Annotated in this window: 17 protein-coding genes; 10 read left to right on the top strand and 7 right to left on the bottom strand. The window is 65.0% G+C overall.

The window, feature by feature from the left end:
- The first annotated feature begins 87 nt into the window (after positions 1 to 87).
- The 4 genes from JZZ72_RS11130 (at position 88) to JZZ72_RS11115 (ending at position 3,149) form a co-directional block, all read left to right on the top strand.
- Positions 88 to 489, top strand: a complete 402-nt coding sequence (locus JZZ72_RS11130; RefSeq protein ID WP_043864113.1) for a translation initiation factor 2 — start codon at positions 88 to 90, stop codon at positions 487 to 489.
- 7 nt (positions 490 to 496) lie between these two features.
- Positions 497 to 1,174 (top strand): response regulator transcription factor, encoded by a 678-nt coding sequence (locus JZZ72_RS11125; RefSeq protein ID WP_043864114.1) that lies wholly within the window; start codon positions 497 to 499, stop codon positions 1,172 to 1,174.
- A gap of 163 nt (positions 1,175 to 1,337) precedes the next feature.
- A complete protein-coding gene (locus JZZ72_RS11120) occupies positions 1,338 to 1,754 on the top strand; it encodes a Spy/CpxP family protein refolding chaperone (RefSeq protein WP_043864115.1) in 417 nt (138 codons plus the stop codon).
- A gap of 57 nt (positions 1,755 to 1,811) precedes the next feature.
- The gene (locus JZZ72_RS11115; RefSeq protein ID WP_043864116.1) at positions 1,812 to 3,149 is read left to right on the top strand and encodes a sensor histidine kinase; all 1,338 of its coding nucleotides are present in this window, start codon (positions 1,812 to 1,814) and stop codon (positions 3,147 to 3,149) included.
- Positions 3,150 to 3,277: 128 nt separating this feature from the next.
- Here the strand turns inward: JZZ72_RS11115 and JZZ72_RS11110 are convergent, their stop codons facing one another.
- On the bottom strand, positions 3,278 to 3,841 hold the full coding sequence (locus tag JZZ72_RS11110; RefSeq protein WP_210014466.1) for a nitroreductase family protein: 564 nt from the start codon (positions 3,839 to 3,841) through the stop codon (positions 3,278 to 3,280).
- Between the two features lie 100 nt (positions 3,842 to 3,941).
- On the opposite strand from JZZ72_RS11110, the gene JZZ72_RS11105 reads away from it, so the two are divergent.
- A complete protein-coding gene (locus JZZ72_RS11105) occupies positions 3,942 to 5,396 on the top strand; it encodes a TrkH family potassium uptake protein (protein WP_043864118.1) in 1,455 nt (484 codons plus the stop codon).
- On the opposite strand, the gene JZZ72_RS11100 is transcribed toward JZZ72_RS11105, so the two are convergent.
- Positions 5,353 to 6,438: an AraC family transcriptional regulator gene (locus JZZ72_RS11100; RefSeq protein ID WP_043864119.1), complete on the bottom strand. Its 1,086-nt coding sequence runs from the start codon at positions 6,436 to 6,438 to the stop codon at positions 5,353 to 5,355. The genes JZZ72_RS11105 and JZZ72_RS11100 overlap by 44 nt on opposite strands.
- 159 nt (positions 6,439 to 6,597) lie before the next feature.
- Here JZZ72_RS11100 and JZZ72_RS11095 point away from each other — a divergent pair, with 159 nt between their 5' ends.
- Complete coding sequence (locus tag JZZ72_RS11095; RefSeq protein WP_043864120.1) at positions 6,598 to 6,909, top strand: DUF962 domain-containing protein; 312 nt, start codon at positions 6,598 to 6,600, stop codon at positions 6,907 to 6,909.
- 25 nt (positions 6,910 to 6,934) lie between these two features.
- Here the strand turns inward: JZZ72_RS11095 and JZZ72_RS11090 are convergent, their stop codons facing one another.
- Positions 6,935 to 7,753: a UDP-2,3-diacylglucosamine diphosphatase gene (locus tag JZZ72_RS11090; RefSeq protein WP_210014465.1), complete on the bottom strand. Its 819-nt coding sequence runs from the start codon at positions 7,751 to 7,753 to the stop codon at positions 6,935 to 6,937.
- A gap of 139 nt (positions 7,754 to 7,892) precedes the next feature.
- Between JZZ72_RS11090 and JZZ72_RS11085 the strand changes: the two genes are divergently transcribed.
- The gene (locus tag JZZ72_RS11085; RefSeq protein WP_210014464.1) at positions 7,893 to 8,777 is read left to right on the top strand and encodes a DMT family transporter; all 885 of its coding nucleotides are present in this window, start codon (positions 7,893 to 7,895) and stop codon (positions 8,775 to 8,777) included.
- 1 nt (position 8,778) lies between these two features.
- On the opposite strand, the gene JZZ72_RS11080 is transcribed toward JZZ72_RS11085, so the two are convergent.
- A complete protein-coding gene (locus JZZ72_RS11080; RefSeq protein ID WP_054916592.1) occupies positions 8,779 to 9,063 on the bottom strand; it encodes a SelT/SelW/SelH family protein in 285 nt (94 codons plus the stop codon).
- 70 nt (positions 9,064 to 9,133) lie between these two features.
- Here JZZ72_RS11080 and JZZ72_RS11075 point away from each other — a divergent pair, with 70 nt between their 5' ends.
- Positions 9,134 to 11,323, top strand: a complete 2,190-nt coding sequence (locus JZZ72_RS11075; protein WP_043864124.1) for a patatin-like phospholipase family protein — start codon at positions 9,134 to 9,136, stop codon at positions 11,321 to 11,323.
- Here JZZ72_RS11075 and JZZ72_RS11070 read toward each other — a convergent pair.
- Both JZZ72_RS11070 and recQ read right to left on the bottom strand, forming a co-directional pair.
- A complete protein-coding gene (locus tag JZZ72_RS11070; protein ID WP_043864125.1) occupies positions 11,320 to 11,754 on the bottom strand; it encodes a MarR family transcriptional regulator in 435 nt (144 codons plus the stop codon). The genes JZZ72_RS11075 and JZZ72_RS11070 overlap by 4 nt on opposite strands.
- Before the next feature lie 118 nt (positions 11,755 to 11,872).
- Positions 11,873 to 14,005: a DNA helicase RecQ gene (gene recQ / locus JZZ72_RS11065; protein WP_043864126.1), complete on the bottom strand. Its 2,133-nt coding sequence runs from the start codon at positions 14,003 to 14,005 to the stop codon at positions 11,873 to 11,875.
- Between the two features lie 245 nt (positions 14,006 to 14,250).
- Here recQ and JZZ72_RS11060 point away from each other — a divergent pair, with 245 nt between their 5' ends.
- A complete protein-coding gene (locus JZZ72_RS11060; RefSeq protein ID WP_054916593.1) occupies positions 14,251 to 14,838 on the top strand; it encodes a UPF0149 family protein in 588 nt (195 codons plus the stop codon).
- Positions 14,792 to 15,214: a YbaN family protein gene (locus JZZ72_RS11055; RefSeq protein ID WP_370409172.1), complete on the top strand. Its 423-nt coding sequence runs from the start codon at positions 14,792 to 14,794 to the stop codon at positions 15,212 to 15,214. The genes JZZ72_RS11060 and JZZ72_RS11055 overlap by 47 nt, the downstream gene beginning before the upstream one ends.
- A gap of 124 nt (positions 15,215 to 15,338) precedes the next feature.
- On the opposite strand, the gene JZZ72_RS11050 is transcribed toward JZZ72_RS11055, so the two are convergent.
- Positions 15,339 to 20,331, bottom strand: a 4,993-nt coding sequence (locus JZZ72_RS11050) for an Ig-like domain-containing protein (protein ID WP_210014463.1), incomplete at its 5' end; no start/stop codon positions are given.

Here is a 20,331-nt window from a genome sequence, read left to right as displayed (position 1 = left end):
TACGCCTTAAAATCCACTCGAATGTTCATCATTCTCGTCCACCTGCCGACAACCTACGCAACACCCGATTGGAATCAAGGAGTTCCGATGCGTCAAGGTCCGTTGTCCATGCTGCTGTGCCTGTTGCTGCTGACCCCGCTCGCCAAGGCCGCCGAAGCCTCCGCCAGCACCCCTTTGTCGTTGAGTGCGGGTAGCCAGATCTCCGAGCTGCAGCAACGCCTCAAGGAAAGTGAGCGCCAGCACGAAGCGCTCAAGCAGCAGCTGAAAAATGCCGAGAACGAGCGCGAAAGCGCCCAGCTGACCCGCCTGCGCCAGGAGAACCAGCGCCTGAAGCAGCAGCTCGAGCAACACCAGGCCAACCCGCTGCCCAAGCTGCTCACCGATCAGCAGCAATGGTTCGTGATTGGTGCCGGAGTTGCCCTGTTGGCCGTGCTCTGCGGTATCTTTGCCAGTGGCAGCCACAGACGGCGCCGGCAATGGTTGAATTGAGTGAGACATGAGCGAGCTGCTACTGATTGATGATGACCAGGAACTGTGTGAGCTGCTGAGCAGCTGGCTGACCCAGGAAGGCTTTCAGGTGCGTGCCTGCCATGATGGCCAGAGCGCCCGCAAGGCCCTGGCCGAGCATGCCCCGGCAGCGGTGGTGCTGGATGTGATGCTGCCCGACGGCAGCGGCCTGGAACTGCTCAAGCAATTGCGCAGCGACCACGCCGAACTGCCAGTGCTGATGCTGTCTGCTCGCGGCGAGCCGCTGGACCGTATCCTGGGCCTAGAACTGGGCGCCGACGACTACCTGGCCAAGCCCTGCGACCCCCGCGAGCTCACCGCGCGGCTGCGCGCCGTGCTGCGCCGCAGCCACCCGGCCGCCACACCCACCCAGATGGAAGTGGGCGACCTGCGCTTCAGCCCCGCCCGTGGCGTGGTCGACATCGACGAACGCGAGCTGACCCTGACCCTTTCCGAAAGCCGCATTCTCGAAGCCCTGCTGGGCCAGCCGGGTGAGCCGCTGGACAAACAGGAACTGGCGCAGCTCGCCCTGGGCCGCAAGCTGACCCTGTACGACCGTAGCCTGGACATGCACGTCAGCAACCTGCGCAAGAAGATCGGCCCGCATCCCGATGGCAGGCCGCGCATCGTCGCCCTGCGCAGCCGCGGCTATTACTACAGCCTGTAGGCGCCAGCCTTGCTGGCGAAGGGGCGCACGCCAACGCCCCACCGTGTAAACACCCTCGCCCACCGTCTTTACCCAAGCTTTACCCTTGCCTGACCGCCGCTGACCTTGATCTCCCTAGACTGGGCACATCCGGTAACGACCGGCCTCAACAAGGAGAGTCACCATGCGCAAGACCCTTATCGCCCTGATGTTCGCTGCCGCCCTGCCAACCGTAGCCATGGCCATGCCCGATGGCGGCCCCCGTCACGGCGCCGAGCACCAACGCGGTGGAGCGCCTTTCGCCCAGCTGGACCTGACCCGCGAGCAGCGCCAGCAGATCCGTCAACTGATGGGCGAGCAGATGAAGAGCCGCCACGAAATCACCCAGCGCTACCTGGCCAAGCTGCCGGCAGCCGACCAGAAGGCACTCAAGGACGAACTCAAGGCAAGCCACGACAAGGTCGACACCCAGATCCGCGGCATGCTCAAGCCAGAGCAGCAGAAGCAGTTCGATGAAATGAAGAAGAAGCAGGCAGAGCGCAAGGCCGAGTGGGCCGAGTTCAAAGCCTGGAAAGCTGAAAAAGCCAGCAAGGCCCAGTAAGCTGTCCACACCCCGCCCGACCTGCCCCCGCAGGTCGGGCTTCTTTCGTTTGAGGTAATGCCCTTGCGTTCACTGTTCTGGCGCATCCTGGCCAGCTTCTGGCTGGCCATCACCCTGGTTGCCGGGCTGTCGATCCTGCTCGGCCACATGCTCAATCAGGACGCCTGGATCCTCAGCCGCCACCCGGGGCTCAATACCCTGGCCATGAACTGGTCGGCGCGCTACGAACAGCAAGGGCCCGAGGCCGCGCAGCGTTATCTGGAGCTGCGCAAGCGGCGCTACAACATCGACGTGCAGGTGCTCAACGAAAGCGGCGAGGCGGTGGTGCCAGGCACGTTCCCGCGCCGCGCAGCAGCCTTCGAGGCGCGCCGGCACAACGGCGAGCCGCTGCCCTGGCGACGCCTCACCGAGGAGTACACCAGCCCCGGCACGGGCGACACCTACCTGCTGATCTACCGCATCCCTCACCCCGAACTCGACGCCTGGCACCGCGACAGCCTGCTGTGGCCGCTGAGTGCATTGGGCATTGCCCTGGTGGTACTGACCCTGTTCAGCCTGCTGGTAACCCTGTCGATCACCCGCCCCCTCAGTCGCCTGCGTGGCGCGGTACATGACCTGGGGCAGACCACCTACCAGCAGAACAGCCTGGCACGCCTGGCCAACCGGCGCGACGAGTTCGGTGTGCTGGCCAATGACTTCAACCGCATGGGCGCGCGCCTGCAGAGCCTGATTGCCAGCCAGCGCCAACTGCTGCGTGACGTGTCCCATGAACTGCGCTCACCCCTGGCACGCCTGCGGATCGCCCTGGCCCTGGCCGAGCGGGCAGAGCCTGCACAGCAGCAGGCCTACTGGCCGCGCCTGACCCGCGAGTGCGACCGCCTCGAGGCGTTGATCAGCGAAATCCTGGTGTTGGCGCGGGTGGATGCCGAAAGCGCCAGCGCAGAACCGGTCGACCTCAATGCGCTGCTGGCCAGCGTGCGCAAGGATGCTCAGCTCGCAGCGCCGGAACAGGACATCCAGCTGCACGACACGCCAGGGCTGAGCCTGCAGGGCTGGCCGACACTGATCGAACGTGCGCTGGACAACCTGCTGCGCAATGCCGTGCGCTTCAATCCGCCGGGGCAACCGATCGAGATGAGTGCACAGCGTGAAGGCGAGCGTATCGTGCTGACGGTGCGCGATCACGGGCCGGGGGTGGCCGACGAGCACCTGGCGCAGTTGGGCGAGCCGTTTTTCCGCGCCCCGGGGCAGACCACGGCCGGGCATGGCCTGGGCCTGGCGATCGCGCGCAAGGCGGCGGAACGTCATGGTGGCAGCCTGGTGCTGGGCAACCATGCGCAGGGCGGGTTCGTGGCGACGCTGGAGTTGCCGGTGGCGGGGCCGGCTAGCGCCTGAATAAAGACGGGTGGTGGCTTCTTCGCTGGCAAGCCGGCCCCCACAGGCATGTCACCGTCCTCCAGGGCAAGTGCGCACCTGTGGGAGCTGGCTTTGCCAGCGAAAGGGCCATCTGATGCCTGTATAGCTTAGCGGGGCTGCTCCCAGGCGCTGACAAACGCCTCGACAGACACCACCGGCGCCGTACGCGGCGGGTTAAGCGGCGTGCCCACATACAGGAAGCCGATCAACTCTTCGGTATCCGCCAACCCGAGGCCCTTGGCCACCTGCGGGCTGTAGGACAGCTCGCCGGTACGCCACACCGCGCCGATCCCCTGGGCATATGCCGCCAGCAGAATGGCATGCGCCGCACACGCGGCCGCCAGCCGCTGCTCGGACTTGGGCACCTTGACGTGATCCTGCACGTTCGCGATCACCACAATCAGCAACGGCGCCCGCAGCGGCATGGCATGGGCCTTTTCCAGCGCTGCCTCGGTGGCTTCGCCCTGCTCCTTCACCGCCTCGGCCAGCAGCGCCCCCAATTGCTCGCGGGCCGCGCCTTCGATGGTCAGGAACCGCCAGGGCCGCAATTGGCCATGGTCCGGCGCACGCGAGGCCGCCCGAAACAGCAACTCGCGCTGCGCAGCATCAGGTGCCGGCTCTACCAGGCGAGGAACGGAAACACGGTTGAGCAATGCGTCGAGAGCCTCCATCGGCTACCCCCTGTCGAGAAATGTGCGGCTATTCTACCGTTTACTTAAAGAGGCCCATAGGTAGAATGGCGCCCCTCCGTTTCAACCCAGAGCAGATCACATGGCGTTGCCGACCTTAAGGATCATCGGTTTCATTATCGGCATCTTCCTGATTACCCTGGCGATCAGCATGACCGTGCCCATGGCCACCCTGGTCATCTACGAGCGCACCGGCGACCTGCCGTCGTTTCTGTGGGCCAGCCTGATCACCTTCATTGCCGGCCTGGCCCTGGTCATACCCGGGCGCCCCGAGCACGTGCACCTGCGCCCGCGCGACATGTACCTGCTCACCGTGAGCAGTTGGCTGGTGGTGTGCATCTTCGCCGCCCTGCCGTTCCTGCTGACCCAGCACATCAGCTACACCGATGCCTTCTTCGAGAGCATGTCGGGCATCACCGCCACCGGCGCCACCGTGCTCAGTGGCCTGGACAGCATGTCGCCGGGCATCCTGATATGGCGCTCGCTGCTGCACTGGCTGGGCGGCATCGGCTTCATCGGCATGGCGGTGGCGATCCTGCCGCTGCTGCGCATTGGCGGCATGCGCCTGTTCCAGACCGAGTCCTCGGACCGCTCCGAAAAGGTCATGCCCCGCTCGCACATGGTCGCCAAGTCGATCGTGGCGGTGTACGTGGGCATCACCACCATCGGCGGGCTGGGGTTCTGGCTGGCCGGCATGAGCCCGTTCGATGCAATCAACCACGCCATGTCGGCGATTTCCACCGGCGGTTTCTCCACCTCCGACCAGTCGCTGGCCAAGTGGGACCAGCCGGCCGTGCACTGGGTGGCGGTGGTGGTGATGATCCTGGGCAGTGTGCCGTTCACCCTCTACGTGGCCACGATGCGTGGCAATCGCAAGGCACTGATCAAGGACCAGCAGGTACAGGGCCTGCTCGGCCTGCTGGTGGCCACCTGGGTGGTGCTGGGTACCTGGTACTGGGCCACCACCAGCCTGCCGTGGTTCGATGCCTTGCGCCACGTGGCGCTGAACGTGACCTCGGTGGTCACCACCACCGGCTTCGCCCTGGGCGACTACAGCCTGTGGGGCAACTTTTCGCTGATGCTGTTCTTCTACCTGGGTTTCATCGGCGGCTGTTCGGGCTCGACCGCGGGCGGGATCAAGATCTTCCGCTTCCAGGTGGCCTACATCCTGCTCAAGGCCAGCCTCAACCAGCTGATTCACCCACGTGCGGTGATCAAGCAGAAATACAACGGTCACCGCCTCGACGAAGAGATCGTGCGGTCGATCCTGACCTTCTCGTTCTTCTTCGCCATCACCATCTGCATCATCGCGCTGCTGCTTTCGCTGCTGGGCGTGGACTGGATGACTGCCCTGACCGGCGCGGCCAGCACCGTATCCGGCGTGGGCCCGGGCCTGGGCGAAACCATCGGCCCGGCGGGCAACTTCGCCACCCTGCCCGACGCCGCCAAGTGGATCCTGGCCGGCGGCATGCTGCTGGGCCGCCTGGAAATCATTACGGTGCTGGTTCTGTGCATGCCGGCGTTCTGGCGGCACTGACGCCCTGGGCCGACGCCTCGGGGCCGGCACTGCGCGCCAGCTCCATGCGTGTGCGGTATTCCCCGGGGGTGAGGTCGAACCAGCGCCGGAAAGCCCGGAAGAAGTTGCTCGGGTCGGCAAAACCCAGCAGGTAGGCAGCCTCCAGCAATGTCATGTTCGGCTGCGCAAGGTACTGCTCGGCAAGTTCGCGACGGGTATCATCGAGCAGGGTCTGAAAGCTGGTGCCCTCCTCCTGCAGGCGCCGCTGCAGCGTGCGCTGCGACAGGTGCAGAGCCTGGGCGACCATTTCGCGCTTGGGTTCGCCCTGGGGCAGCATGCGGCACAGCACCTGACGTGCACGGTGGGTCACCCGGCTTTCGGAAAAACGCGCCAGGTACTCGCCGGCAAAACGGTCGTGCAGAATTGCCATGGCCTCGTTGGCCGTGGGCAACGGCGCCTCCATGTCGGCGCGCTCGAACACCAGCGCATCGTGGGGCGCGCCAAACACCAGCGGGGCACGAAACGCCTGCTTGTAGGGTTCTATATCCTGAGGCTGCGGGCCTTGTACCAGCACCCGGCGCAGCTGGATGGTGCGCCCGCTCAACCAGCAGCACAGCGCCAGGGCGCAGGCCAGCGAGGCCTCGGCGCTGTGCCGGGTGGGCGGCAGGTGATCGCCATGCACGGTCAGCACCAGCGAGTAGCCTTCCGGCCCCAGGCGAAAGCTCAGGTCGGAACTCTCCGCGATAATGCGCTGGTAACGCACCAGGCGCTCGAACCCCTCGGCCAGGGTGCGGCTGGACATCAAGGCATAGCCGACCACGTGAAACGATGCCGGGCGCACCACCCGCGCCATGTTAAGGCCGATGGCACGGTTGCCCGACAACTCTTCGGCCAGTTGCCACAACCGGGTCATGGAGTCCTGGGTGAAACGTGCGTCGGGGTCGTCCAGCGCGGCGAAGTCCAGGCCGAGCTGCTTGAACAGCGCAGGGCAATCGAGCCCTTCGAATTCAAGTGCCTTGACGATCCCCGAGGCCCAGCTTGCTGACGTGGTTCTTTCGCTCATGGCTGGCTTCTTTTGGGTAAGACCGCTCCTGCGGTGAACGCAAAGGATACTAAAGTGGCGCTTATTGTCACTGACTGATACTGCGACACAATTCTAGACTCGGTTCAGGCTCCACGCCGTGCATGTTTCGCCACCTTCGACCGATACGGGAGCGACGCAGTGAACAGCCCCCCACGCTTCAACAGCTTTGCCGAGTTCTATCCGTATTATCTGGGTGAGCATAGCAACCCTGTCTGCCGCCGCCTGCACTTCGTCGGCACCAGCCTGGTGATCGCCCTGCTGGCCTACGCCCTGGCCAGTGCCAACGGCTGGCTGCTGCTGGCGGTCCCGGTGGCCGGTTACGGCTTTGCCTGGGCAGGCCACTTCTTTTTCGAGAAGAACCGCCCCGCCACCTTCACCTACCCCTTCTACAGCCTGCTGGGCGATTTTGTCCTGTACCGCGACATGCTGCGCGGCAAGGTGCAGTTCTGACCATCGCCCGCCCCCTGCGCGTGGCCTAGAGGCTGGGCTCACCCACCGCCCGGGCCTGGCGCAGGGCCTCACGGGCCTGGGCGTCGACCAGGCGGTACAGCTCGATCGTGCCGTCCCAGTGCTCGATCAAGGCAGTGCACGACTCCACCCAGTCGCCGCAATTGAGGTAGTCCACCTCCCCCACCTTGCGGATTTCGGCGTGGTGGATGTGCCCGCACACCACCCCGTGAAACCCTCGCTTGACGCATTCGCGTGCAATCGCCTCCTCGAAGTCGCTGATAAAGCTCACCGCCGTCTTGACCTTGTGCTTGAGGTAGGCCGACAGCGACCAGTAGCCATAGCCATACCGCGCGCGCCAGTGGTTGAGCCAGCGGTTGAGGGTGAGGGTCAGTTCATAGGCCCAGTCACCCAGGAAGGCCAGCCAGCGGTGATAGCGGGTTATCACGTCGAACTGGTCGCCATGGATCACCAGTAGCCGCCTGCAGTCGACGGTGAGGTGCTCGGCCTGGTCCACCAGCTGGATATTGCCCAGCACCAGCTTGGAGTAGCGACGCAGGAACTCGTCGTGGTTGCCGGTCACATAGATCACCTCGGTGCCGCGCTTGCTCATGGTCAGCAGGCGCCGGATCACGTTGGTATGGGCCTGGGGCCAGTACATGCCACCCCGCAGCTTCCAGCCGTCGATGATGTCGCCCACCAGGTAGATGCGATCGGCCTGGTAGCCCTTGAGAAACTGCGACAGATGCTCGGCCTGGCAGTCGCGGGTGCCAAGGTGCACGTCCGAGATCCACAGCGTGCGCACGCGCTGCTTGCGCGAAGGTTTGCCAAGCTCGGCATGGGTCATGGGCAGGCTCCGGGAGAGTTTGTGCGAGCTTGCCTGTGGGCAGTGAATCGACCATGAACGTTGTGCGGCAGTCCTGTGACAGGCCGTCGGCGCATGTACACTGCGTGGCCTGTACCCCGATCCAAGGCAACCGCCCGCCATGACCCCTCGTACCGCCCTGGGCGCCCTGCATGCAGGCGCGCTGTTGTTCGGCCTGACCGGCGTGTTCGGCAAACTGGCCAGTGCCGGCCCGTCGGTCATCGTGTTCGGCCGTGCGGCCTTCGCCGTGCTGGCCCTGGCCATCTTCGTCGGCGTTGCCCGACAACACTGGCAACCCCTGAAGGCACGGGACTGGCGCGGGCTGGCATTGGCCGGGATGTTGCTGGCCGGCCATTGGGTCAGCTTTTTCGTCGCGGTCAAGGTGGCCGGCGTGGCCATCGCGACCCTGGGCTTTGCAAGTTTCCCGGCGTTCACGGTCATTCTGGAAGGGCTGTTGTTCCGTGAACGCATCCGTCGCAACGAAGCCTTGTTGGTAGTGCTGGTGAGCATCGGCCTGGTGCTGGTGACGCCCGACTTCGACCTCGCCAGCCAGGCCACCAGCGGGCTGCTGTGGGCGTTGTTCTCCGGGTTGCTGTTCGCCCTGCTGTCACTGCTCAACCGTGCAGGCTCCCGGCACATTCCGGCGGTACAGGCGGCGCTGTGCCAGAACGCCGTGGTGGCACTGTGTCTGCTGCCGGTGGCGGGCCCGCTGCTGCCTTCGGTGAGCGCGCTGGACTGGCTGTGGCTGGGGCTGCTGGGGGTGTTCTGCACCGGCGTGGCACACAGCCTGTTCGTGGCCAGCCTGGCGGTGATCAAGGCCCGCACCGCCGCCGTGGTGTTTGCCATGGAGCCGGTCTATGGCATCGCCATGGCCTGGGTGATCTTCGCCGAGCAGCCCACCTTGCGCATGCTGATGGGCGGGGTGCTGATCATTCTGGCCATCGTGATTTCAAGCCGTCTGGCCGCCGGCGCACCACGCACCGCACCCGCCACCTCCGGCGGCTGAGTCAGGCGCGGTCGTTGTGGCCCAGGTCGCGCTGCGGGTCGATCTGGTCGCGGACCCGCTGCTTGAGCACCTTGGCCTCGGGGAAACCGCCATCGGCCTTGCGTTCCCAGATCTGCACGCCATCGCAGGTGATGCGAAAGTTGCCGCCCGTTGCCGGTTCCAGGGCCACCCGGGCCAGGTCGTCACTGAAGGTGCTCAGCAGTTCCTGGGCCAGCCAGGCGGCGCGCAGCAGCCATTGGCACTGCGTGCAATAGGTGATGACAATTTCGGGTTTGGATACGGACATGGGGTAACGGTCTCCTGATAGGTGGTCGCGCTTATACTAGCCACCTTTAGCCTTTGCTCCGAGAGCCGCGATGCGTCGTCTGCTGTTGTGCCTGTTGCTGTCCCTTACCTCCCTTGCCCTCTGCGCCGCCGAGGCCGCCCGGCCCAAGGTCGGCCTGGTGCTGTCCGGCGGCGCGGCGCGCGGCCTGGCCCACATCGGTGTGCTCAAGGCGCTGGAAGAACAGGGGGTGAAGATCGACGCCATCGCCGGCACCAGCATGGGCGCGGTGATCGGCGGGTTGTACGCCTCGGGCTACAAGATCGACGAGCTGGAGAAGCTGGCCCTGGCCATCGACTGGCAGCAGGCGTTGTCCGATGCACCGCCGCGCAAGGACATCCCCTTCAGGCGTAAGCAGGACGACCGCGACTTCCTGGTCAAACAGCGCCTGAGCTTTCGCGACGACGGCAGCCTGGGCCTGCCGTTGGGGGTGATCCAGGGGCAGAACCTCGCGCTGCTGCTCGAAAGCCTGCTGGCCCACGCCAGTGACACCCGTGACTTCGACAAGCTGCCGATCCCGTTCCGCGCAGTGGCCACCGATATCGCCAGCGGCGAGAAAGTGGTGTTTCGCAAGGGCCACCTGCCCCAGGTGATCCGCGCCAGCATGTCGATCCCGGCGGTGTTCGCCCCGGTCGAGCTGGACGGCCGCCTGCTGGTCGACGGCGGCATGGTCGACAACATCCCGCTGGATATCGTGCGTGAGATGGGTGTGGACATGGCGATCGTCGTCGATATCGGCACGCCGCTGCGCAATCGCAAGCAGTTGGCCACGGTGGTCGATGTGCTCAACCAGTCGATCACCCTGATGACCCGGCGCAACTCCGAAGAGCAACTGGCCTCGCTGCACCGCGACGACATCCTGGTACAGCCGCCGCTGTCGAGCTTTGGCGTCACCGACTTCGGCCGGGCCCAGGACATGATCGACGCCGGCTACCGCGCCACCCGCCTGCTCGACCCGCGCCTGGCCAGCCTGCGCCGGGTCAACGACACGGCGGTGCAACTGGCCGAGGCGCGCTCGGCCGGGCAACGCACTCCGGTGATCACCGCCATCAAGGTCGAGAACGACTCCAAGGTCAGTGACGACGTGATCCGCTACTACATTCGCCAGCCCATCGGCGAACCGCTGGAGCTCGACCGCCTGCGCACCGACATGGGCACCCTGTACGGCCTGGACTACTTCGACCGGGTGCAGTACCGCGTGGTGCACAAGGGCGACGAGAACACCCTGGTGATCAACGCCCGGGGCCGACGTGGCGGCACCGACTATCTGCGGCTGGGGCTGAACCTGTCCGATGACCTGCGTGGCGACAGCGCCTTCAACCTGGGCGCCAGCTACCGCGTCAACGGCATCAACCGCCTGGGCGCCGAGTGGCTCACCCGAGCCCAGATCGGCGACAAGCAGGAGCTCTACAGCGAGTTCTACCAGCCGCTGGATACCGGGTCGCGCTACTTCGTGGCGCCCTACCTGGACATCGGCTCGCAGAACATCGAGGCCACCCTGGACAACGACCCCATCGCCGAGTACCGCCTCGAACGCTATGGCTTCGGGCTCAACCTGGGCCGCCAGATCGGCAACAACGGCGAAGTGCGCCTGGGGGTGGGCCAGGCCTGGGGGCAGGCCGAGGTACGCATCGGCGAACAGGGCCTGCCCAAGGTGAACTTCAACGAAGGCTTCTATGACCTCAAGTATTCGTTCGACACCCTGGACAATGTCTACTTCCCCCACAGCGGCGAAGACGTCAGCCTGACCCTGCGCCAGTTCGAGCCGGGCCTGGGCTCCGACCAGCGCTATCGCCAATGGGACATGAAACTGGACAAGGCCCTGAGCAGCGGGCCGAACACCTGGGTATTCGGCGGTCGCTATGCGCGGACTCTGGATGATGCCGAGGTGGTCACCTCGAGCTTCGTGATGGGCGGCGCCCGGCAGCTGTCGGGCTTTCGCCAGGACTCGGTGTCAGGCCAGAACCTGAGCCTGATGCGCATGGTCTACTACCGGCGCCTGACCCCGCGCTCCTACCTGCCGCTGGACTTCCCGCTGTATCTGGGCGGCTCGCTGGAACGCGGCCGCGCCTGGAACAACGACAACGAGTTCGACAGCGGCTACATCAACGCCGCGAGCATCTTCCTGGGCTTCGAAACGCCGCTGGGGCCGCTGAACTTCAGCTACGGCATGAACACCGAGAACCAGAAGGCGTTCTACCTCAACCTGGGGCAGACCTTCTAGGACTTCTCCAGGTTGCCCAGGATGCGCGCGTGCACCCGCATGCACACGCGCAGCTCTTCTTCGTCGATGCCTTCGAACAGCTCGACGCGCAAGGCGTTGGCAATGGTCTCGATCTGGTCGATCAACGGCTTGGCGGGCGGGCACAACACGATCTTCTTGGCGCGCCGGTCCTCCAGCACGGCCTGGCGCTTGACCAGGCCCTGGGCCTCGAGGCTGTCGAGCAGACGGGCCAGGGTCGGCCCTTCAACCCCCACGCTCTGCGCCAGTTCACGCTGGGTGGGGGCCTCGTCGAAGCGCGCCAGGTGCAGCAGCACCAGCCAGCGCGCCTGCGACAGGTTGAGCCCGGCCAGGCGGCGGTCCAGCTCGGCGCGCCAACCCCGGGACATATGGGCCAACTGCATCCCGAAACGGTGGTGATCGGTCAACGGCATAGGAAACTCATCATCAGAACTAATTAATAGGCAGCTAATCATGCCCTTGGGCCTTAGGCAAGGCTCATGCCGTCGGCAGGCGCTGCATAATCGTCATAAATGATGACAAACAACCTTTCTACATCTCGAACTCGGCCGCCAGTGCGGCGCGCACGCAATACAGCACGCCCTCAGGCACGCGTCCGCCAAACTGCTCGATGATCGCCGACACCGGCGGCAACTCGCCTTCGCCGTCGAGGAACGCGTCCTGGATCTCGCCCATCAGGTCCTCGGGCAGGTCCAGCGCCTGTTCCAGTGACAGCTGTTGGCGACCGATGGCCTCGGCCAGCAGGCTGTAAACATTCTTTTCACTGCATTGCAGCTGGCCGGCGATCTGCAGCGGAGTCATGCCCGCGCGGGCCAGGCTGATCAGCTCGTGGCGCAGGTCGGCGACCGGGGCCGGGGCCTCTGCAGCGCCGCCCAGCACCTCGAGGAAGGCCTGGCCGTAGCGCTCCAGCTTGCGTGCCCCCACGCCACTGACCTGGGCCATCTCGCTGAGGCTGCCGGGCTGACTGCGCAGCATCTCCAGCAGGGTCGAGTCGGGGAAGATGACATACGGCGGCACGCCATGCTCCTCGGCCAGCTTGCGCCGCAAGGCGCGCAAGGCGTCCCACTGTTCGCGTTCCTCGCCGCGCACCAGCTGGCTGGCCGGGCTGCCCGAGCTGCTGCTCTTGCTGCTGGTCTGCGGCTTGAGGTCGCGGCGCAGCTCAAGGGTGACTTCGCCACGCAGCAAGGGCCGGCACGTATCGGACAGGCGCAGCCCGCCATAGCCTTCCAGGTCGATATCGGCCAGGCCACGCGCCACCAGCTGGCGGAACAGCGAACGCCACTCGCCTTCTGCGCGAGCCTTGCCCACGCCATACACGGCAAGCTTCTCGTGCCCGAAGCTGCGGATCTTCTCGTTGTCCTTGCCCAGCAGCACGTCCACCAGATGGCCCACGCCGTAGCGCTGGCCAGTACGGTAGATGGCCGACAGCGCCTGGCGCGCAGGCTCGGTGGCGTCCCAGGTCTGCACGCCGTCGACGCAGTTGTCGCAGTGCCCGCAGGGCTGGGGCAGTTCTTCGTCGAAATAGTTGAGCAGGGTCTGGCGACGGCAGCGGGTCTCTTCGCACAGTGCCAGCATGGCATCGAGCTTGTGCTGCTCGACCCGTTTGTGACGCTCGTCACCTTCGGAGTTCTGCAGCATCTGCTTGAGCATCACCATGTCCTGCAGGCCGTAGGCCATCCAGGCATCGGCGGGCAGGCCGTCACGGCCGGCGCGACCGGTTTCCTGGTAGTAGGCTTCCAGCGACTTGGGCAGGTCCAGGTGGGCCACGAAACGCACGTTGGGCTTGTCGATGCCCATGCCGAAGGCGATGGTCGCGACCATGATCAGGCCTTCCTCGTTGAGGAAGCGGCGCTGATTGCTGGCGCGGGTCTCGGCAGGCAGGCCGGCGTGATAGGGCAGCGCCGGGAACCCCTGCTCGCACAAAAACGCGGCCACATCGTCGACCTTCTTGCGCGACAGGCAATAGACGATGCCGGCGTTGCCGCGCCGCTCGTTGAGGAACGCCAGCAACTGTTTGCGCGGCTGTTCCTTGGGCACGATGCGATAGAAGATGTTCGGCCGGTCGAAACTCGACAGAAAGCGCTCGGCGTTCTGCAGGTGCAGGCGGGTGACGATCTCTTCGCGGGTACGCATGTCCGCGGTGGCGGTCAGGGCAATGCGCGGCACGTTGGGGAAGAGTTCGGCCAGTTGCCCCAGTTGCAGGTATTCAGGGCGGAAGTCATGGCCCCATTGCGACACGCAGTGCGCCTCGTCGATGGCGAACAGCGCGATGTCCAGGCTGCGCAGAAAATCCAGCATGCGTGGCTGCACCAGGCGTTCCGGGGCCAGGTACAGCATCTTGAGCTCGCCGCGACGAATGCGCATGGCCAGTTCGCGCTGCTGGTCGGCGCTCATCGTGGAGTTCAGCGAAGCCGCGGCGACACCCAGCTCGTCGAGGGTCGCCACCTGGTCGTCCATCAGCGCGATCAACGGCGACACCACCACTGCCAGGCCTTCGCGCAGCAGCCCCGGAACCTGGAAGCACAGCGACTTGCCGCCGCCGGTGGGCATCAGTACCAGCGCATCGCCGCCCTTGGCCACGCATTCGATGATCGCCCCCTGGCGCCCGCGAAAGCTGTCGTAGCCGAAGATGTCCTTGAGGACGCGCTGAGCCTGTTCGAGCATAAAAACTCCATAAATCGCAGAACCATCCTGGCCACAGGCTGGATGAAAAGCTTCCCCGCCACACCTGAAATTGCGTAAGCGGCTTTTGCCGGGGCCGCATGCTGGCGTGACCGGGCGCAAAAGCCGGGCATTATACCGGACACGGCGCCCGTGCAGGGGGCTCTGCGATAGGCGTCATCCTTTGCCTCGCAGGCGCCGCAAGATGCTAGAATTCCAGCATCGTTTATTCCCAAGGTAGCCCTGTAATGTCCTTCGCTGAGCAATTAACCCGCCTGCAAGCCTTCCTCGACGCTGACGAGCTGCACGAAGAAGCGCTGGACTACGTTGCCGCACACGGCTACCTGACCGCGCTGTCGATCTGCTCCGAAGCCGTTCCCGAGCGTGAATGGATCGACGCCCTGTTCGCCGAGCCGCCGCACTACAAGGACGAGGCCCAGCGCGAAGAAATCGAAAGCACACTGATCAAGCTCAAGGATCACATCGCCCGCCAACTGGCCAGCGATGAGGAGTTCGAGCTGCCGTGCGACCTGGACCTTGGCGACGAGCCGGACGACTCCGAGCTGCGCGGCTGGTGCATCGGCTTCATGGAAGGGGTGTTCCTGCGTGAAGCGGCCTGGTTCGAAAGCGCCGAGGAAGAGGTCAGCGAAATGCTGCTGCCGATCATGGTCGGTTCCGGCCTGTTCGACGAAGAGGCCGAGTTCGCCGACATCGCCAGCGACGCCAACCTGATGGACGACATGATCGTGCAGATCCCCGAGGCGCTGACGGCCTTGTACCTGCTGTGCCATGCCCCGGACGAGAAACCTGCGCTGCTCAAGCCTCGCCACCACTGAGTCTGCATCCATGCGCTACCTGCTGCTGGCCATCGGCTGGCTCAGCGTCGCGCTGGGGGTGATCGGCATCTTCCTCCCGGTGCTGCCGACCACCCCTTTTCTGTTATTGGCGGCAGCCTGCTTTGCGCGCAGCTCGCCCCGCTTTCACGCATGGCTGGTCAATCACCCGCGGCTTGGGCCGTGGATTCGCGACTACCTGGGCGGTGAGGGCATTCCGCTCAAGGCCAAGGTATACGCCATCGGGCTGATGTGGCTGAGCATAGGTTTTTCGTGCTACCTGGTGCCCTTGCCGTGGGCACGCGGGTTCATGCTCACCAGTGCGGTACTGGTGACCGTGTACATCGCGCGGCAGAAGACCTTGCGCAAGCGTACCTAGGCGCAACCACGCGCCCACCCCATCGCGGGCCAAGCCCGCTCCCACAGCTACTTCATTGCTCCTGTGGGAGCGGGCTTGGCCCGCGATGGCAGCGGCAGGTCAGCTGCGCCATCTACGCCTCATGTCACACCGTATCCACCTTCAACGAATGATCATTGAGCATCCCGTTGATCACCGTGGCTGTATCCGCGCCCGCCGAGATGACCCCACCCGCGCCCGCCGTCACCCCATAGTGATGGGCAAGGTCCACGCCGGCCAGTTCGATGGTCTGGGTCGGCGCCGCGCCGGCCACCGCACTCACCTGGATGGTCGATATCACGCCGTTGCCCGTGCCCGTCACAGTGAAGTGCAGGTAATCGTCCAGCGACGCCGACGTCGCGTTCTCGCCCTGCAGCAATTGCGAGAGGTCCAGCCGATCGGTACCCGGGGTAAAGTCGGTCACCTTGTCGTGGCCAGTATTGCCCTGTTGCCACAGGAAGGTATCGCTGCCCGCGCCACCGGTCAGGGTATTGTTGCCCGGCCCGCCGATCAGCAGATCGTCACCACCGCCCCCGATCAGGATGTCGTTGCCAAGGCCGCCGATCAGCGTGTTGGCGTTGTCGTCGCCGGTCAGCTTGTCGTCGTGGTCGGAGCCGATCAGGTTCTCGATCGACACCAGCTTGTCGAGCCCGGCGCCGATCGTGTTCTGCTCACCGGTCAGCGCCAGGCTCACCGTCACCCCAGCGCTCGCCCCGGCGTAGCTGGCGGTGTCGTTGCCAGCGCCACCGTCGAGCAGATCGTTGCCGTTGCCGCCGATCAACAGGTCGTTGCCATCCCCCCCGTAGAGCTTGTCGTTGCCATCGCCGCCAATCAGCACGTCGTTGCCTGCACCGCCATTGAGAACGTCATCACCGCTCCCGGCCAGCAGCACGTCGTCGTGGCTGGTGCCTTCCAGGGTACTGCCGGCCTGGTAGGTGATGTCCACCGCCCCCGTGGCGCTGCCGCCATGGCCGTCGCTGACGGTATAGGTGCCGTTGTAGGTGGGCGTGTAGTCATGCGCCCCGGCGTAGTTGATCGACATGTTCAGCTGGTAGCTTTCTGCGCCCTTGCCGCCGTCGTCATTGACCTGGTTGACCAGATGGATGCTGTACACCCCATCATGGCTGGCGGTGAAACTGCCGCCATCGGCGATGGTGTGGTAGGTGCCGCCCTCATCCTTCCACTGCATCAGCAAGTTGCGATCAGCGGTGCGGTTGTGGTCCAGGGTCAGGGTTTCGCCCTCGCGCAGGCTTACCTTGATCACGTCTTCGTCATTGCCATTGGCAGCACTCACCGCCCCCAGGTAGCCACTGACCACCAGCGCCGCGGTCATCGACCCGGCTGCGCCGGTAAAGGCACTGCGCGCCAGAACCCGCTCCTGATTGGCCAGCGTGTCGTCCTGGCCGGTGAAGGTGATGACCGTCTTGCCGTTGCCGGCCGTGAAATCCGCCCCCTTGGTCCAGCCGGTGTTGAAGGTGATCGGCGCCGCACTCAGGCGATCGTGGTTGGCGTCGCTGTCGTTGGCCAGCAAGGCGGCGGCCGGCACGCTGATGCTCGGCGCAAGGATATTGGTGATGACATGATCGGCACCGGCCACCGGCGCAGCATTGGTGTTGACGTTGATCACCAGGTTGGCACCGCTCAGGTCGCCGTCGTTGTCGCTGGCCACGAAGCGGATGGTCTCCACCTGATTGCTGCCGCTGTCCTTGGGCGGCGTATAGGTGAACTGGCCGTTGTCCATGTCCACCACCAGCGTCCCGCCCAGCGCGGTCTTGACCGTGATGCTGTGGGTGTTCGCGTCGAAGGTGCCGCGGTCTGCGCCGCCACTGGCTGCATAGCTGGGCTGGTTGGCGTTGCCTTTGGGGTCGAAGGTGTAGGTGGTGCCGTCGATCAACAGCGACTTGATGAAGCCACCATCGGCACCGAAGTCGCCACCGCTCATCAGGCTGCCGGTGATCGGCGCGCCCTGCACGGTGCCCGACAGCACGTTGTCCAGTTGCGCCAGGTCGGTGACCACCACCGAGTTGGTATTGGTGTGGGTACTGCCGTCATAGGCAGCCGGGTTGAGATTGCCGGTGTTGACGCCGCTGCCCAGCCCGATCGCATACGACTTGATGCCGTTGTCGCCCAGGAAGTTCTCCCAGTTGCCGGTGCGCGTTTCGGTCAGGGCATGCCCCGAGGTCGGCGCACCGTCCGAGAAGAAGTAGCTGACGCTCTGCGCGCCCTCCAGCTTGCCCGGCGTCTGGTAGGCCGTCTGCGCCACGTTGACTGCCGAGTCGTAATAGGTCGAGCCACCCGGGGTCAGGTCCTTGATCAGGGCCTTGGCCTCGGCCACCGTCACCCACACGTCGGTGCGATCACTGGCACCGGTGGAGAACGTGACGACCTGCACCTTCACATCGCCCATGTCGTCGTACTTGTCCAGCAGTGCGCCGATGGCCTCCTTGGCCAGCTCCAGGCGCGACAGGCCGCGCACCCCGGAATTGTCGGCCATGCTGCCGGACACATCGATGATCAGCATGACGTTGGTGTCCACCTGCCCCGGCGTGGTCGAGCGCACGGCGTCAGCCGTTGTGGGCACGTCATCGACGATATTGATCACGATGTTGCTGGTGGTCGAATTGCCGGCCGCATCGGTGGCCTTGTAGACGAAGGTCTCGCTGGTGACCACGTTGGGGCCGTCGTTGAGCCCGCCTGCGGTTTTGGGTGCGGACGTAAGGGTGTACTTGAAGCTGCCGTCGGCGTTGAGCTGAATCTGCCCATAGGCGCCCGTGCTGCTGCCCACCAGCGTATAGGTGATCGCGCCGCTGGCTCCGCTGACCGAGCCCACCAGGCTGCCGGTCGCGGTTTCACCCGCTGAGCCGGGGTCGCTGCCGGTCACAGTGCCGGGGGCGAGGTCGTTCGGATCCTGACTAAGGTCCAGGGCCTTCTCGTACACCGTGACCTCGTTGTTAGTGCAGGCGACGATCTTGCTGTCGGTGACATTGATGGTGATGGTGGTGGTGCTTTCGTCGCCGTCCGCGTCACGAATGGTGTAGGTGAAGGTGTCCTGGGCACCGTCCTGCGTCACCGCATTGGGGTTGGCCTTGTACTCGGCCTCGCCGTTGGCATGCAGGATGAGGGTGCCATAGGTGCCGGCGATGCCCACGCCCAGCGAACCGATGGCCGAGGTCGAGGTGTCGGCGCCCGCCCGTACACCCACCACCGCACCGCCCTGGGCCGGGCCGTCTGCCCCCAATGTGTCGTTATCCAGCACATTGCCGGTGACCGTACCGCCCTCCACCACCGTGGTGCTGTCGGACTCCGCCCTTGGCACGTCATCCACGATCTTGATCACGATGGTGCTGGTGACGCTGTTGCCCAGTTGGTCGGTCGCCTTGTAGGTAAAGGTCTCGGACGTGACGATATTCGCCCCGTCGTCGCCGTTGCCGATGTGCGGCGCCGAGGTCAGGGTGTACTTGTAGCTGCCGTCGGCATTGAGCTGAATCTGCCCATAGGCACCTGTAGTGCTGCCCACCAGCGTGTAGGTGAGCGCGCCGGAACCGCCCGTGACCGAGCCGACCAGGGTGCCGGTACCCGTCTCGCCAGGCGAGGTAGGGTTGCTGCCCACCACCGTGCCCGGGGCCAGGTCCTGCGGGTCCTGGGTCAGGTCCAGCGCTTTTTCGTAGACTTTCACCTCGGTATCGGCGCAGGCCACCAGCTTGCTGTCGGTGACATTGATGGTGATGGTCGTGGTGCTTTCATCGCCGTCCGCATCGCGGATGGTGTAGGTGAACACGTCCTTGGCGCCGGTTGGCGCTACCGAGTTGGGGTCGGCCTTGTAGATCGCCTCGCCATTGGCATTCAGGATCAGCGTGCCATAGGTGCCGGCGATGCTCACGCCCAGCGAGCCGATGGCCGAGGTCGAGGTGTCGGCGCCTGCCCGCACACCCACCACCGCACCACCCTGGGCTGCACCGTCTGCACCCAGGATGTCGTTGAGCAGCACGTTGCCGGTGACCGTACCGCCTTCCATCACCGTGGCACTGTCCGATTCGGCGATGGGCATGTCGTCGACGATATGGATCACGATGGTGCTGGTAACGCTGTTGCCCAGCGCATCGGTGGCTTTGTAGGTGAAGGTCTCGGTGCTCACGACGTTGGCGCCGTCGTTGCCGTTGCCGATATGCGGCGCCGAGGTCAGGGTGTACTTGTAGCTGCCGTCGGCGTTGATCTGAATCTGCCCGTAGTTACCGATGGCGCTGCCTTCCAGGCTGTAGGTCAGGGCACCGGAGCCACCGCCCACCCGGCCTTGAAGGTTGCCGACCGAGGTTTCCGTGGCCCTGGTCGGCGCGCTGCCTTCTACCGTGCCAGGCGCCAGGTCCCAAGCGTCCTGCATCAGGTCCAGCCCGCGCTCGTACACCTTGATGTCATCGTCCGGGCAAGCGACGAGCTTGCTGTCGGTGACGTTGATGGTGATGGTCGTGGTGCTTTCGTCACCGTCCGCATCGCGGATGGTGTAGGTGAACACGTCCTTGGCGCCGGTTGGCGCTACCGAGTTGGGGTCGGCCTTGTAGATCGCCTCGCCATTGGCGTTCAGGATCAGCGTGCCATAGGTGCCGGCGATGCTCACGCCCAGCGAACCGATGGCCGAGGTCGAGGTATCGGAGCCTGCCCGTACACCCACCACCGCACCGCCCTGGGCTGCGCCGTCTGCACCCAGGATGTCGTTGAGCAGCACGTTGCCGGTGACCGTACCGCCTTCCATCACCGTGGCACTGTCCGATTCGGCGATGGGCATGTCGTCGACGATATGGATCACGATGGTGCTGGTAACGCTGTTGCCCAGCGCATCGGTGGCCTTGTAGGTGAAGGTCTCGGTGCTCACGACGTTGGCGCCGTCGTTGCCGTTGCCGATATGCGGCGCCGAGGTCAGGGTGTACTTGTAGCTGCCGTCGGCGTTGATCTGAATCTGCCCGTAGTTACCGATGGCGCTGCCTTCCAGGCTGTAGGTCAGGGCACCGGAGCCACCGCCCACCCGGCCTTGAAGGTTGCCGACCGAGGTTTCCGTGGCCCTGGTCGGCGCGCTGCCTTCTACCGTGCCAGGCGCCAGGTCCCAG

Source organism: Pseudomonas palmensis (genome assembly GCF_017848315.1).
Taxonomy (GTDB): domain Bacteria; phylum Pseudomonadota; class Gammaproteobacteria; order Pseudomonadales; family Pseudomonadaceae; genus Aquipseudomonas; species Aquipseudomonas palmensis.
This window is presented reverse-complemented; position numbering and strand designations above follow the sequence as displayed.

Bases quoted from the DNA above. Each gene is read 5' to 3' on its own strand.
- JZZ72_RS11130 (WP_043864113.1), top strand. From the start codon at position 88: ATGCGTCAAGGTCCGTTGTCCATGCTGCTGTGCCTGTTGCTGCTGACC.
- JZZ72_RS11125 (WP_043864114.1), top strand. From the start codon at position 497: ATGAGCGAGCTGCTACTGATTGATGATGACCAGGAACTGTGTGAGCTG.
- JZZ72_RS11120 (WP_043864115.1), top strand. From the start codon at position 1,338: ATGCGCAAGACCCTTATCGCCCTGATGTTCGCTGCCGCCCTGCCAACC.
- JZZ72_RS11115 (WP_043864116.1), top strand. From the start codon at position 1,812: ATGCCCTTGCGTTCACTGTTCTGGCGCATCCTGGCCAGCTTCTGGCTG.
- JZZ72_RS11110 (WP_210014466.1), bottom strand. From the start codon at position 3,841: ATGGAGGCTCTCGACGCATTGCTCAACCGTGTTTCCGTTCCTCGCCTG.
- JZZ72_RS11105 (WP_043864118.1), top strand. From the start codon at position 3,942: ATGGCGTTGCCGACCTTAAGGATCATCGGTTTCATTATCGGCATCTTC.
- JZZ72_RS11100 (WP_043864119.1), bottom strand. From the start codon at position 6,438: ATGAGCGAAAGAACCACGTCAGCAAGCTGGGCCTCGGGGATCGTCAAG.
- JZZ72_RS11090 (WP_210014465.1), bottom strand. From the start codon at position 7,753: ATGACCCATGCCGAGCTTGGCAAACCTTCGCGCAAGCAGCGCGTGCGC.
- JZZ72_RS11085 (WP_210014464.1), top strand. From the start codon at position 7,893: ATGACCCCTCGTACCGCCCTGGGCGCCCTGCATGCAGGCGCGCTGTTG.
- JZZ72_RS11080 (WP_054916592.1), bottom strand. From the start codon at position 9,063: ATGTCCGTATCCAAACCCGAAATTGTCATCACCTATTGCACGCAGTGC.
- JZZ72_RS11075 (WP_043864124.1), top strand. From the start codon at position 9,134: ATGCGTCGTCTGCTGTTGTGCCTGTTGCTGTCCCTTACCTCCCTTGCC.
- JZZ72_RS11070 (WP_043864125.1), bottom strand. From the start codon at position 11,754: ATGCCGTTGACCGATCACCACCGTTTCGGGATGCAGTTGGCCCATATG.
- recQ (WP_043864126.1), bottom strand. From the start codon at position 14,005: ATGCTCGAACAGGCTCAGCGCGTCCTCAAGGACATCTTCGGCTACGAC.
- JZZ72_RS11060 (WP_054916593.1), top strand. From the start codon at position 14,251: ATGTCCTTCGCTGAGCAATTAACCCGCCTGCAAGCCTTCCTCGACGCT.
- JZZ72_RS11055 (WP_370409172.1), top strand. From the start codon at position 14,792: ATGCCCCGGACGAGAAACCTGCGCTGCTCAAGCCTCGCCACCACTGAG.